13 protein-coding genes are annotated in these 12,341 nt (G+C 57.1%); 7 read left to right on the top strand and 6 right to left on the bottom strand.

Annotated elements, in window-relative coordinates; all coding sequences use genetic code 11:
- Nucleotides 1-16 precede the first annotated feature (16 nt).
- The gene (locus KFJ24_RS11780) at nucleotides 17-475 is read right to left on the bottom strand and encodes a universal stress protein (RefSeq protein WP_250831283.1); all 459 of its coding nucleotides are present in this window, start codon (nucleotides 473-475) and stop codon (nucleotides 17-19) included.
- Nucleotides 468-2,066, bottom strand: coding sequence for a BCCT family transporter (locus KFJ24_RS11785; protein ID WP_250832632.1), 1,599 nt, complete (start codon nucleotides 2,064-2,066; stop codon nucleotides 468-470). The genes KFJ24_RS11780 and KFJ24_RS11785 overlap by 8 nt, the downstream gene beginning before the upstream one ends.
- Before the next feature lie 184 nt (nucleotides 2,067-2,250).
- Between KFJ24_RS11785 and cadR the strand changes: the two genes are divergently transcribed.
- From cadR to KFJ24_RS11800, 3 genes are all read left to right on the top strand, one after another.
- Nucleotides 2,251-2,709, top strand: coding sequence for a Cd(II)/Pb(II)-responsive transcriptional regulator (gene cadR / locus KFJ24_RS11790; RefSeq protein WP_250831285.1), 459 nt, complete (start codon nucleotides 2,251-2,253; stop codon nucleotides 2,707-2,709).
- Between the two features lie 88 nt (nucleotides 2,710-2,797).
- Nucleotides 2,798-3,457, top strand: a complete 660-nt coding sequence (locus tag KFJ24_RS11795; protein WP_250831287.1) for a cation transporter — start codon at nucleotides 2,798-2,800, stop codon at nucleotides 3,455-3,457.
- 182 nt (nucleotides 3,458-3,639) lie between these two features.
- A complete protein-coding gene (locus KFJ24_RS11800) occupies nucleotides 3,640-4,347 on the top strand; it encodes a Crp/Fnr family transcriptional regulator (protein ID WP_250831288.1) in 708 nt (235 codons plus the stop codon).
- Nucleotides 4,348-4,441: 94 nt separating this feature from the next.
- Here KFJ24_RS11800 and wrbA read toward each other — a convergent pair whose 3' ends face one another.
- Nucleotides 4,442-5,041, bottom strand: a complete 600-nt coding sequence (gene wrbA / locus KFJ24_RS11805; RefSeq protein WP_250831289.1) for an NAD(P)H:quinone oxidoreductase — start codon at nucleotides 5,039-5,041, stop codon at nucleotides 4,442-4,444.
- Nucleotides 5,042-5,235: 194 nt separating this feature from the next.
- On the opposite strand from wrbA, the gene trhA reads away from it, so the two are divergent.
- The gene (trhA, locus tag KFJ24_RS11810; RefSeq protein WP_250831290.1) at nucleotides 5,236-5,901 is read left to right on the top strand and encodes a PAQR family membrane homeostasis protein TrhA; all 666 of its coding nucleotides are present in this window, start codon (nucleotides 5,236-5,238) and stop codon (nucleotides 5,899-5,901) included.
- Here the strand turns inward: trhA and KFJ24_RS11815 are convergent, their stop codons facing one another.
- Complete coding sequence (locus KFJ24_RS11815) at nucleotides 5,902-6,465, bottom strand: Yip1 family protein (RefSeq protein WP_250831291.1); 564 nt, start codon at nucleotides 6,463-6,465, stop codon at nucleotides 5,902-5,904.
- A 71-nt stretch (nucleotides 6,466-6,536) separates the two neighbouring features.
- Between KFJ24_RS11815 and KFJ24_RS11820 the strand changes: the two genes are divergently transcribed.
- From KFJ24_RS11820 to KFJ24_RS11830, 3 genes are all read left to right on the top strand, one after another.
- Nucleotides 6,537-7,694: an NnrS family protein gene (locus KFJ24_RS11820; RefSeq protein WP_250831292.1), complete on the top strand. Its 1,158-nt coding sequence runs from the start codon at nucleotides 6,537-6,539 to the stop codon at nucleotides 7,692-7,694.
- Nucleotides 7,695-7,951: 257 nt separating this feature from the next.
- Nucleotides 7,952-9,544, top strand: coding sequence for an antiporter (locus tag KFJ24_RS11825; protein ID WP_250831293.1), 1,593 nt, complete (start codon nucleotides 7,952-7,954; stop codon nucleotides 9,542-9,544).
- A gap of 163 nt (nucleotides 9,545-9,707) precedes the next feature.
- On the top strand, nucleotides 9,708-10,124 hold the full coding sequence (locus KFJ24_RS11830) for a globin (RefSeq protein ID WP_250831294.1): 417 nt from the start codon (nucleotides 9,708-9,710) through the stop codon (nucleotides 10,122-10,124).
- A gap of 111 nt (nucleotides 10,125-10,235) precedes the next feature.
- On the opposite strand, the gene KFJ24_RS11835 is transcribed toward KFJ24_RS11830, so the two are convergent.
- Both KFJ24_RS11835 and KFJ24_RS11840 read right to left on the bottom strand, forming a co-directional pair.
- Nucleotides 10,236-11,741, bottom strand: a complete 1,506-nt coding sequence (locus KFJ24_RS11835; protein ID WP_250831295.1) for an MFS transporter — start codon at nucleotides 11,739-11,741, stop codon at nucleotides 10,236-10,238.
- Nucleotides 11,742-11,785: 44 nt separating this feature from the next.
- Entirely contained in the window at nucleotides 11,786-12,247 is a 462-nt protein-coding gene (locus KFJ24_RS11840) for a universal stress protein (RefSeq protein WP_250831296.1), read from the bottom strand.
- Between the last annotated feature and the right edge of the window lie 94 nt (nucleotides 12,248-12,341).

The following is a 12,341-nucleotide window of genomic DNA, read 5'->3' on the forward strand; positions in this document are numbered from 1 at the left end:
ATTCGTCCCCTTTCGACTAGCGGCCCTGTGACGGCTCTTCCATTTCTTTCTCCTGCGCTGGCATGACCAGTACCGCACAGGGCGCATTAACAGACACATATTCCACCGTGGCGCGGCGCAAAGGCCAGCGACCAGTCGCACCCCGGGAAACCAGAATCATCAAATCAACGCAGGTCTTGCCCGCCAGGGCCAGTAACTTGTCCCCGGCACTGCCCGCCACCACATGCAGCGTCGCCGTCTGATTCAATGGCAGATACTTGCGGGCCAGCAGGTTCAGAGTCTCCCTGACCTCGTTCTCCTTGTCGGCTGGTGTGTCTTCGGTGACGTGAGGGAAGAAGCCGGCGCTACCGGGACTGTATACGCTCGCGAGATGGAGTTCACCGCCCTGGTTCAGCAGCCGGACACCTTCTGCCAGTGCGCGTTTGCCTTCCCCATCGTCTTCAGGGTCAATGGCAATCAATATCTTGTTATACATCCTGAGTCTCCTGTTTGGGCATGGTAACGGCCTCCACTTCCGGGAAAGCACGTCCCTGTACCAGCTCATTGACCGAATACCCCCGGTAATCTGCTCTTAAGGCGCGGAATAACGCCACTGCCATAAAGATCAACAAGATACAGAATGGAAGCCCCAGCGAGGTAATCACATTCTGGAGCGCATCCAGCCCGCCTGCGAGCAGCAGGGTGGCCGCAATCACTCCCTGGGCCGCTGCCCAGAAAATCCTCTGGCGCGTCAGCGATGGCTGGTCATCCCTTCGCGTCAGCATATCAATAACCAGCGAGGCCGAATCAGAGGAGGTCGTAAAGAAAATAATGATGATGACCACGCTAAGCAGAGCGGCGGCGTCCGCCAGCGGGAAGGCCTCCAGGAAGGCAAAAATTGCAACCGATGGATCCTGCTGCACCTGCTCTGCAAGCGCAACCTGCCCACTCATTTCCACGTTGATCGCCGACAGGCCGAAAACGCCGAACCACACCAGGGTGAACGCTGTTGGCGCGAACAGAACGCCGGCGACAAACTCCCGGATGGTCCGGCCACGGGAGATCCGGGCGATGAAAATCCCCACGTAAGGCGCCCAGGAAATGGTCCAGGCCCAGTAGAACAGGGTCCACTGCCGCTGCCAGCCAGAGTCACTGAAGGTTTCGGTCCAAAAGGACAGCCACGGCAGGGCATCAAGGTAGTCGCCCACACTCTGAACCATCCCCTCGGCAATAAAGACGGTCGGCCCGACGGTGGCCACGAACAGGATCAGCAGGATCGCCAGCACAATATTGAGCTGGGACAGACGACGCACACCCTTGTCCAGCCCCAGTGCAACCGATGTCGCGGCAATACCGGCGATAACCGTAATGAGCAGAACCTGCACCAGGCCCGTAGACGGAATTCCGAACAGGTAGGACAGACCACTATTCAGCTGCAGCGTGCCGAGCCCCAGCGACGTCGCCACCCCGAACAGGGTACCAAGAACGGCGATCACATCTACGGCCCAGCCCCAGGGGCCAAACGCACGTTCACCAAGAATGGGATAAAACAGACTGCTGATGCGCATCGGCAGGTTATGGCGGTATGCGAAATACCCAATCGCCAGTCCTGGCATGGCAAAGATCGTCCAGGTGTGCAGACCGAAGTGATAAAGCGCCACCATCATGGCGTCACTGGCAGCCTGATCACTGCCCGCCCGGACACCTTCGAACGGCGGGTGGGCAAAGTGCGAAATCGGTTCGGCCACACCCCAGAACATAAGAATAGTGCCAATACCGGCGGCAAATAACATGGTGAACCAGGTCAGGTTGGAATAATCCGGGCGGGATTCATCACTGCCAAGCCGGATGGTGCCATAACGGCTGACTGCAAGCCCAAGAAGAAACAGAAAAAGGGACGTGACAGAGAGGATATAGAACCAGCCCAGATTGCGGGCCACCCAGCCGGTCAGCACTCCGAAGAATGCCGAAACTTCTGTATTGAAGGGGATTGCGAAGGCCACGAAAAGAACCGCCACCCCCGCCGAGGTAAAAAACACTCCGGGTATTGTCTGCAGTCCCAGCAGGCGTTGCAGCCGCTCCAGCACAGTATGCCTCCCTTGATGGTATTCGAAATCCGGTTCTGCCCAGCCTATCATAGCCATACTGATGAAACTGACTGTAGTCATGGGCCCGCACCGTGTAATAGCTTGCAGTGTGAGTCATCCCGGAAGAAACGCGCTTGACTCAACTCAAGCACAGATCGGCGAACCGGACAGCAGGGCATTCGAAATGAAGATTGGTGAAATATCAAAACGTGCAGGTATCCCCGTTGAAACGGTGAGGTATTACGAGAAAATAGGACTGCTGCCCGAACCGGACCGGGATGCGAGCGGTTACCGATCCTATCGCCAGGCCCACCTGGAGCGCCTTCTGTTCATCAAACGCTGCCGTAATCTTGATATGGCGCAGGACGAAATCCGCGAACTCATCCGCTTGGCGGAGGAACCAGAGGCAGATTGTAACGGCGTAGACGCACTGCTCACCCGCCACCTGAGTCATGTCCGGGAGCGTTTGAAAGAACTGGCAAGTCTGGAGCGAACTCTGGTGACCTTACAGGCTGCCTGTTCCGACGGCCGAACCGTGAGTGAATGCGGAATCCTGGGTGGCCTGACGTCCGAGCTCGAGGAACTCGACACCACCGTCGGCGACAATCATGTTCCCGGCACCCACGGTCCCGGCCATCGGTGACAGTTCGCCTCAACGGTTGCTGGAAAGTCCTTGACCCTGTAGTCACTACAGGGTTTTAAATAGGGGCAATCGAAAACAGGAGGACATCATGGCCTGCAATTGCTCGGCCCCCGAACCCAAGTCGCCCGCCCCGGGATTCCGCAAGGCGCTGTGGATTGCCCTCTGGGTAAACCTTGCCATGTTCCTGGTCGAGGGCATCGCCAGTATTCAGTCCGGGTCGGTTTCCCTGATGGCGGATGCCATCGACTTTTTCGGCGACAGTGCCAACTACATCCTTTCCCTGAGCGTCCTGACTATGGGCATGCTCTGGCGTGGTCGTGCGGCGATGATCAAGGGGCTTACCATGGCGACCTTTGGCCTGGTTGTCTGGGGGCGCGCCATCTGGACAGCACAGAGCGGCATCACCCCGGAAGCCCTAACCATGGGGGCCGTTGGACTGCTCGCTCTGACCGCCAACGTCACCGTTGCCGTTATGCTATTCCGTTTCCGGTCAGGCGATTCGGACATGCGTTCGGTCTGGCTGTGCAGCCGTAACGACGCCATCAGCAACGTTGCCGTCATGGCTGCTGCTATCGGTGTTTTCGGCACCAACAGTGCCTGGCCGGACCTCATCGTAGCGGGCATCATGGGGTCTCTGGCCGTCACTGCGGGGATCAGCGTGGTACGTCATGCTCGTCAGGATATCGCTGAAGCAAGAGCCGCCAGTGTACAGGCCTCGCCTGCCAGTTCGTCTGTAAGCTCCCGTTAAAGCGCCAGAGAAATCATCACCGGAATAGACGCCAGGGCAAACAACAGGGTCAGCAGAACCGTGCCCGCTGCCTGCCCTGGCAAGTACCCGGAAGGCTTGCAAAACGGTAATGACCTATGTCATTTCCGCTATCGCTTCTTTGGTAGGATAATCGAACAATCATTCGAAACAGGGTCCGCGCCATGAACAGCATTCTCAGGCCCGACGTATCCTCCTCTCCCTGCCTTCTCGGTGAGGGAAACAGGGATATCGTTCTGCAGGAATCCGCACCGGAATCGGTAGCACTGCTCAATGGGCTGAGCCGTGTGTTCGGCATACGCCTCACGGACAACCATAACGATCCGGAAACCCAGCTGCTCGCAGACCTCTCCGGGCTCTTCCACCAGCAACGGGTTGATGCCGAAACCACACTGGAACAGCATGATGCCCCCTGGCGTAATGTTTACCTCATTCAGCACGGTATCCTGAGGTTGTTCCGGGAAGCTCCCAACGGCAAGATTGCCATTCATCACTTCTTTTCAGAGGGTGATATGGTCTGGCCCGTCTTTGGCCGCACCCGCACTGTTCGCAATACGCTCTGCCTGGTCTCTGTTACGCCGGCAACCGTCTGGGTCGCCGATTTCTCCGCATTCCGCTCGGCCATCCGGTCCCACGGCGAAGGCCTGTGGCCCCGCTTTGCCCTTGCACTGACCGAAGAGCTCGCAGAACTCACCAGCATGCGGGAATTCCGCAAACACACGATGCCGGCCCGGGAACGCTATAAGCTGCTGCTTGAAGAGTATCCCGAGCTGGTCAAGCGTGTTCCAGACAATCAGCTGGCGTCGTGGCTGGGTGTTGTACCCGCAACCTTCTCCCGGCTGAAAACAGGTGCGGTGGGCGGCCAGTCCTGAGTTCCGGCACACACCGGGAAACCACATAAAAAAGGGCAGCAAGCTCTCGCCTGCTGCCCTGAAAAACGCTCAACGCTTGATCAGTGCTTTACCGTTAGCCGTGCAGCTTCACTGCCAGCTCAGCAACATGTTTGCCCTGGAAGCGGGCAATCGCCAGTTCTTTCTCACTGGGCTGACGCGAACCGTCCCCACCGGCGATGGTTGATGCCCCGTAGGGTGTTCCGCCGTTCATTTCAGAAATATCAAAGAACTCCGGAATACCATAACCCAGAGGTACGATCACCATGCCGTGATGGGCCAGCGTGGTCCAGAACGAACTGATGGTGTGTTCCTGACCACCACCGGTTCCGGTGGAAGTGAATACACTGGCCACCTTGCCGTGAAGCTTGCCTTCCGCCCACAACCCGCCAGTCTGGTCGAGGAAGGAGCGCATCTGGCCCGCCATGTTGCCGAACCGGGTCGGTGTGCCGAAGATGATGGCATCATACTCCGCAAGCTCTTTCGGGTCGGCTACAGTGGCCTGCTGCTCCGCCTTGCCACCGGCACTCAGAAACGCCTGATCGGCCATGGTTTCCGGAACCCGCTTGAGGGTGATCTCGGCACCGTCTACATCCTTGGCACCTTCTGCAATCGTGTTTGCCATCGTTTCAATATGGCCGTACATGGAATAATAAAGAACAAGTACTTTTGCCATTGGGAGAACCCTCTCTGTCTATCTGTCATCTGATGACGCAAGGCTAACCAGTGGCGGTAAACAGAGAAACCGGAAGTTTTCCGGCAGGTCGTTCAGTTTTTCTGAACAGGGTCACAGGATGTTCCCCCTCAAGAATTGCGTACAACTGTACGCTCAAGTATTTTATACGCATGACTAATACGGACGACCTTTCGATGACACCAGCCCCATCCGCCACCCAGACTCTTCACAACAACATCGAGGAATGGCTTAACAGCGCAACTCACGGCATTGGAGCGTTACTTAGCGTTCTTGGAACCGTGGCCCTGATTGTCGGTGCCAGTCAGTCCGGGGATGCCTGGAAGATCGTCAGCTTCAGCATTTTTGGTGCCTCACTTATCCTGCTTTACATGGCGTCCGCCCTGTATCACGGCGCGCGTCGGCCAGAGCTGAAGAAGGCCTTTAAAACCCTCGACCATTGCGCCATCTTCCTGTTGATTGCAGGCACCTACACGCCGTTCCTTCTGGTAAACATGCGGGGGACCGTGGGCTGGACGCTGTTTGCAGTGATCTGGTCGCTGGCGCTGACGGGGGTGATATTGAAGGTTATTTTCAAGAACCGCTTCAAGCTTGCCCGTGTTGGCATCTACGTGGCCATGGGCTGGCTAATCACCTTTGCCTCGTCGGATCTTATGGCAAGCCTGAGCGAAACCGCCCTGAACCTCACCATTGCCGGCGGTGTTGTGTACACCGCCGGTGTCGCCTTTTATCTGGCCGACCGCATCCCGTACATGCACGCAGTCTGGCACCTGTTCGTGATTGGCGGCAGCGCCTGTCACTTCAGCGCCATCTATTATGGCGTTCTGCCCTACACGGCCTGATCAGAACCCCCAGACCATCGCCATCAGTACGCCCCAGGCGAGCAGGGACACCGCCATGACGGTGTAGGTGGCAGACATGGCCACCACATCATTATCCGTTCGTTCGCAAACGGAGCGAACACCCTGATACACCAGCGCGCAGGACAGGAACAACCCGGCAAGCACCGCCACCACACTCACCGCCAGAGCCGGCACCAGTAACGCCAGTGACGACAGCCAAAGCGGCAGGGGAGCAATCGCAGCCAGCAGATAGGCATCCTGATAACTGACTCTCAGTTGATGGCTGTCCATCACAGCGTGAATCAGCCAACCCATCACAAAAAATGTCAGCAGTTCGGCCAAAAACAGAATAGTAGTGATAAACCGCCATTCCTTGTCACCAAACCCCCGAATAAAGCTGTCGCCGTAGTGCGTGCCCGCGAAATAAAGCAGCACCGGTGGCAGGAACGACATGGGTACCACAATAACCCAGGCCAGGAACGGAATGGACAGATCAAGACGCCGCAGCTCAGACCAGGCGCCATTGCCAGAAAACGGTAGACGGGCAAACTGTGTAATATTCATGATGCACCTTTAAAATGTACCCATGTTATTTTACTGATAGCCCTGGGGCCCGATCTGGTCAAGGACGCAAGATGACTTCAGACAACTCGGGGATGTCCCGCAACAACATACATGCATTCTGGTTATTTTTTACTGCCGCCTCGCTTCTGGCTGCATTGGCGGTGCCTCTATCCGTTTACAGCGCCCTGTCTGGCACAGGCTGGCCTCCGGGACTATTGGGCTCCGGACATGGCCATGAACTGATTTTCGGCTTTGCTCTGGCCCTGGTTGCCGGCTATACCCTTGGCCCCCAGCCGCGGCGACTTCTTGCATCGCTGTTTCTGTTGTGGCTTGTTGCCCGGATCAGCTGGTTTCTGGCGCCGGAGAGCCTGGCAGCCCAAGCGCTCAGTCCGGCTTTTGCGCTATTGCTGGCCCGCCATGCCGTACCAAGGTTCCAGGCTGCCAAGAAATGGCGCAACCGGATCGCAGGCCCGCTGATACTGGTCCTGTGTCTGTTATCGGCCCTCTTCTGGCTTGCCAGTAGCACCCTGACTGGGAGCCTTCAGCCAATGCCCGACCCCCGCCAGGTGATGGTAGCCGCCATTATCGGCCTTCTGCTGCTGATGACGTTTATCGGGGGCAGAATGATCGCCCCAGCAGTGGCCGGAACCCTGGAGAAGCGGGGCATTTCCCTGGAGGCAAGGGTGCAACCACGGATTGAAGGGGTGCTGTTGATCATTCTGCCACTGGCACTGATTCTGACCTTCCTGCCATGGGCAGCTGCGGGCGCAGGGCTATTATTGGTGATCTCGACCTTGCTGATTGTGGTTCGCACCATCCGCTGGAAGCTCTGGCATTGCAGAAATCGGCCGGATATTCTGGTTCTGGCCCTTGGTTATCTCTGGCTGGCGGCAGGCGCCGGCGCCACCGGGTTCAGTCTTTTGCGGGGAACTGACCCAATCCCCTCCATGCATCTGATCACCATTGGCGCCCTTGGCACGCTGTCCACCAGTGTGATGCTGCGCCTGGCCTGGCAGCGCGCCAGACGGACCACGCCACCCTCATGGCAGGTTATCGGTATTGCTATCGGCATGGCTATTTCGGCGCTCGCTCGGCTTCATGCGGGCGTTACGCCTTTCACGAACCCTCACCTGCTCGGGTTGTCGGCTGTGAGCTGGTCCGGCACCTACGCTCTTGTCGCCCTGCAGCTTGTTGTGCTGTTCCGGCATAGCCAGAACCGCCGGAAATGATTGGCTACCTCTACTGCGCCATCGGCCAGAACGCCTACCCACTTTGGAATATTACTATCGCATCCACATGATTTTATTGATTTTTATTTACCAGAAGCAGACCTGAAACCGCGCCGGAAAACCGGCTATCTGGCACGCCGCTTTGTCCTTGCGAAATATCAAGAAACCCTCCCCGCCCAGCTTTGCACAATGGTGTCGAGAAGCCCGGATGCCGCCACGCATGCGGTCAGGGTACGTTAACCGAGGGAGTCAAAATCATGGCCAAAACCAACGCAGACATCGAACACTGGGATGTCGAAAACGAAGAATTCTGGGAGCAGGAGGGCAAGCGCATCGCTTCCCGCAACCTGTGGATTTCCATCCCCAGCCTGCTGATAGGCTTTGCCGTCTGGTTGATGTGGGGGATGATCACCACCCAGATGAAGAATCTGGGCTTTCCCTTCAGCATTGAGCAACTGTTTACCCTTTCTGCAATCGCAGGCTTGTCCGGCGCCACCTTGCGGATTCCGGCCTCGTTCATGATCAAGATTGCCGGCGGACGAAACACCGTTTTCCTGACCACGGCCCTGTTGATGATTCCGGCGGCCGGTACCGGTATTGCCCTGATGAACCCGGATACACCCTTTATTGTCTTCCAGGCCCTGGCATTGCTCTCAGGTATCGGTGGCGGTAACTTTGCCTGCTCCATGAGCAACATCAGTACCTTCTACCCGAAAAGCAAGCAGGGCTATGGCCTGGGCATGAATGCCGGGCTGGGGAATTTCGGCGTGACTACCATGCAGGTCGTCATTCCGCTGGTGATGACCGTTGGCATCTTCGGTGCCCTGGCCGGTGACCCGATGCAACTGCAAAGTCCCAGCGGCACTCTTATCGGTCGTATTGAGGTTGGCACCGACACCTGGATCCAGAACGCCGGCTTTATCTGGCTGTTGTTTCTGATTCCGCTGGCGTTTGCCGGTTGGTTCGGCATGAACAACCTGAAAGTGGTTACACCGAATCCCGGCAGCCCGCTCTCGGCGTTTGGCAAGATTCTCGGACTCTACGGCGTCGGCCTCCTGGCATCTATTGCAGGCGTCTGGGCCCTCAGCGTGCTGAACATGTGGCTCGCCCTGCCCCTGACCATCGTGCTGACACTGATTCTCTTGCGGCTGATCCCGGGCGACATCAAGCCCAACATCCAGAATCAGTTTGCGATTTTCAGCAACAAGCACACCTGGTCCATGACCGTGCTCTACATTCTCACCTTTGGCTCGTTCATTGGTTTCTCCGCTGCCCTGCCACTGTCCATCACCGTCATCTTCGGCAACATGATGGAAGTTGCTGCCGATGGCACGGTCACCCGGGTGGTCAACCCTGATGCACCGAGCGCACTGACCTGGGCCTGGATGGGTCCTTTTGTTGGCGCACTGATTCGTCCGGTTGGTGGCTGGATTTCAGACAAGGTTGGCGGCTCCATCGTTACCCAGATCATCTCGGTTGTGATGGTTGGCGCCTCTGTGGCCACCGGCTATGTGATGATGCTGGCGTACAACTCCACGGATCCGAACGCCTATTTTGCGCCCTTCCTGATTCTGTTCATTCTCATGTTTGCCGCCAGCGGTATTGGCAACGGCTCCACCTTCCGCAGCATCGGTTTCATCTTCAACCAGCAGCAGAAAGGCCCTGTACTGGGCTGGACATCCGCGGTTGCCGCCTATGGCGCGTTCATCGCCCCACGGGTAATGGGCCAGGAAATCCAGGCCGGCACACCGGAAGTTGCCATGTACGGCTTTGCAGTCTTTTACGCGCTCTGCCTGGTAGTGAACTGGTGGTTCTACCTTCGCAAGAACGCCTATATCAAGAACCCGTAATACCGGCCTGGCCCGTCAGAAAGCCCCGGTCTCGTCAGTGAGGCCGGGGCTTTTTCGTGCGCGGACGGAAGTTCCCGGCCCTGAATCAGAATGGTTTTGTAGCCTTTGAACTGCTACTTTTAAAAGGTAGGGAATGCATTCCATCCAGTGAGTGGAGGTCGTCATGTCTTTCGATGACATCTTTGACGCAAGCTATGACCGTGTCCTCCTGGCATCACCTGATAACACTGACTTCTTTGAAGCTTTCTACCAGCGTTTCCTGAGTTCATCGCCAGAAGTCCGGATGCTGTTCCGCAATACGGATATGTCTGTGCAACGCAGTATGCTGAAAAAATCATTTTTCAGCCTGGTCGCGTTTTACGCCAGCGGCACCATTGATGATGTGCTTCGAAGAATCGCTTACCTGCACAGTTCCCGGGAACTCAATATCAAGCCCTATCTGTACGACCTGTGGCTGGAATGCCTCACCGACACCGTCAGAGTCTACGACCCGGAGTTCTGTGATGAAGTCGAGCTGGCATGGCGGCTCATTCTTAGCCCCGGGATTACCTACATGAAGTTCGGATACGACCACTTCTGATAACCCCGGGAATGCCTCACCGAAGCCGGTCATCACGGGCACAGGATTCACACCTGGAATAAAAAAAACCGCCGGGATTGCTCCCGGCGGTTTTTTATCGCTACCCGGTCGTCAGCCAGCGGTTGCAGCGGCCTGACGACGACGCTCCTCTTCCTCTATCTGGAGATCCACCGATGAGACCTGGTACTCCTCCGCAAAACCGGATTCAGGCTCTTTCAGCCACATGACACACAGGACCCAGCTGATAAAGGCACCCGCGGCGATGATGTAGAAAAACTGCGTGGGGGTTACGAAGGTGAAAATGGTGAGGTAAACCACTGCACCAACGTTACCGTAGGCACCCGCCATGCCGGAAATCTGTCCGGTGAGCCGGCGTTTGATGGAGGGTATGATGCCAAAGGTGGCACCCTCTGCTCCCTGAACAAAGAACGACGTGAACACAGTAATAGCCACGGCAATGATCAGCGGCCAGTTTGAGTTCATAAGCCCCATCAGGGCGAAGCCAATGGAAATGCCGAACATATAGCTGAGCATCACGAATCGGCGGTTGCCCATGCGGTCAGAAACCAGGCCACCCATCGGGCGCGCTACCAGGTTCACAAAGGCAAAGGAGGCGGCGATCAGGCCCGCGGCAGTAGCGCTCAGGCTCCAGGTTTCCTCGAAGAACATGGGCAGCATGGAGACGACGGCCAGTTCGGCACCGAAGTTGGCAAAGTAGGTGCTGTTCAGCGCGGCGACGCTGTTGAACGGGTATTTGTCATCCTCGGGCACACCCTTTTTCAGGATCGGCACGTTCACCCGGAGAATCTGGACGATCTGGTAGCACACAATGGCAAAGATCACCGCATAGCAGACAGCGGCCCCGGTGGTGCTCAGGTAGCCCATGTTCTGGATGCGCCAGACCAGGATGCTCAGGACCCCGACCAGAGGAATGGTCCACAGGATCAGCTTGACCATGTCACCCCAGGTACTGACTTCCAGAGCAACCGCCTTGCGTGGTTTGCGGTGCACCGTACCGACAGGGCCATCGGTGATCGCGAACCAGTAGTAGACGCCATAGGCGGCCATCACAATCGCGCTCTGGGCAATGGCCCAGCGCCATCCGTCCTCACCACCGTACATGTGCAGGGCAATGGTCGGCAGCGAAATTGCGGCGGCGGCAGAGCCGAAGTTCCCCCAGCCGGCATAGAAGCCTTCTGCAAAGCCAATGTCCTTGGGTTTGAACCACATGGCGGTCATGTGGATGCCAACCACAAAACTGGCACCAATGGAGCTGAGCACCAGCCGGCTGACCAGCAGCTGGGTCATGGTATTACCGAAAGCGAACACCAGCGCCGGGATGGCCATCAACACCATCAGTACCGAGAACACCCGGCGCGGACCGAAGCGGTCGAGGGCCATCCCCACGATGATCCGGGCAGGAATGGTGAGCGCCACGTTACAGATGGCAAACAGGCGGATATCGTCGGTGGTCAGCCAGTCGACGCTTTTAAGCATACTCGATGCCAGCGGCGCCATGTTGAACCACACGTAGAAGGTAATAAAGAATGCAATCCAGGTCAGGTGCAGCGCCTTGATCTCGGCGTTCCTGAAATGGAAAACGTCTGCGACTTTCATGTCAGCCTCCTTGGGCTATCAATCGAAAATTGGTACTCGCCGACTCAACGGCTGGGCAAAATCAGAAGTGGGCACTGGATCCGTCGGGCGAGAAATGAACTCACGCTGCCGAAGGTCATGTAATCCAGTTCGTCGACGAAATAGGTAAGGGACCGCGCGATGAAGCCGCCATCCGGTTCATGGCTGTGGCGGGCGATAACCAGCATGTCCGGATGGATTTTTTTCTCCGCGGCGTAAAGAAGCATCTTGCGCGGGTCACCCTCAAGCAGCAGGGTCTCAGCCCCGACGTCCTCGTTCTGGCACACGTCCATGGCTTCGTTCAGGTAACCCTTGAGCTCCGAAACTTCCTGCTGGAACAGGTCTTCGTTGCCGGAGGTAATATCCCGGGGGTTTTCGGCAACCGCGACCAGGACGATCTGGGGCTTGAGTTCGCGGAACATGGTGATCGTCTGGGCCAGAGCCAACCTGGCATTCCGCGATCCATCGTAGGCAATCATGATTTTCATGGGGTTCTCCAGCGGCATTTGTCGATGCCCGCGAGCGGGCGTCAATTGATATCTGTCAGCCATTACCCCACATTCCGAACGCCCTGATGATTGA

The organism is Marinobacter sediminum (assembly GCF_023657445.1).
Lineage (GTDB): Bacteria > Pseudomonadota > Gammaproteobacteria > Pseudomonadales > Oleiphilaceae > Marinobacter > Marinobacter sediminum_A.

Excerpts from the sequence above, each read along its gene's own strand:
- KFJ24_RS11780 (WP_250831283.1), bottom strand. The coding sequence starts at position 475 with ATGTATAACAAGATATTGATTGCCATTGACCCTGAAGACGATGGGGAA.
- cadR (WP_250831285.1), top strand. The coding sequence starts at position 2,251 with ATGAAGATTGGTGAAATATCAAAACGTGCAGGTATCCCCGTTGAAACG.
- KFJ24_RS11795 (WP_250831287.1), top strand. The coding sequence starts at position 2,798 with ATGGCCTGCAATTGCTCGGCCCCCGAACCCAAGTCGCCCGCCCCGGGA.
- KFJ24_RS11800 (WP_250831288.1), top strand. The coding sequence starts at position 3,640 with ATGAACAGCATTCTCAGGCCCGACGTATCCTCCTCTCCCTGCCTTCTC.
- wrbA (WP_250831289.1), bottom strand. The coding sequence starts at position 5,041 with ATGGCAAAAGTACTTGTTCTTTATTATTCCATGTACGGCCATATTGAA.
- trhA (WP_250831290.1), top strand. The coding sequence starts at position 5,236 with ATGACACCAGCCCCATCCGCCACCCAGACTCTTCACAACAACATCGAG.
- KFJ24_RS11815 (WP_250831291.1), bottom strand. The coding sequence starts at position 6,465 with ATGAATATTACACAGTTTGCCCGTCTACCGTTTTCTGGCAATGGCGCC.
- KFJ24_RS11820 (WP_250831292.1), top strand. The coding sequence starts at position 6,537 with ATGACTTCAGACAACTCGGGGATGTCCCGCAACAACATACATGCATTC.
- KFJ24_RS11825 (WP_250831293.1), top strand. The coding sequence starts at position 7,952 with ATGGCCAAAACCAACGCAGACATCGAACACTGGGATGTCGAAAACGAA.
- KFJ24_RS11830 (WP_250831294.1), top strand. The coding sequence starts at position 9,708 with ATGTCTTTCGATGACATCTTTGACGCAAGCTATGACCGTGTCCTCCTG.
- KFJ24_RS11835 (WP_250831295.1), bottom strand. The coding sequence starts at position 11,741 with ATGAAAGTCGCAGACGTTTTCCATTTCAGGAACGCCGAGATCAAGGCG.
- KFJ24_RS11840 (WP_250831296.1), bottom strand. The coding sequence starts at position 12,247 with ATGAAAATCATGATTGCCTACGATGGATCGCGGAATGCCAGGTTGGCT.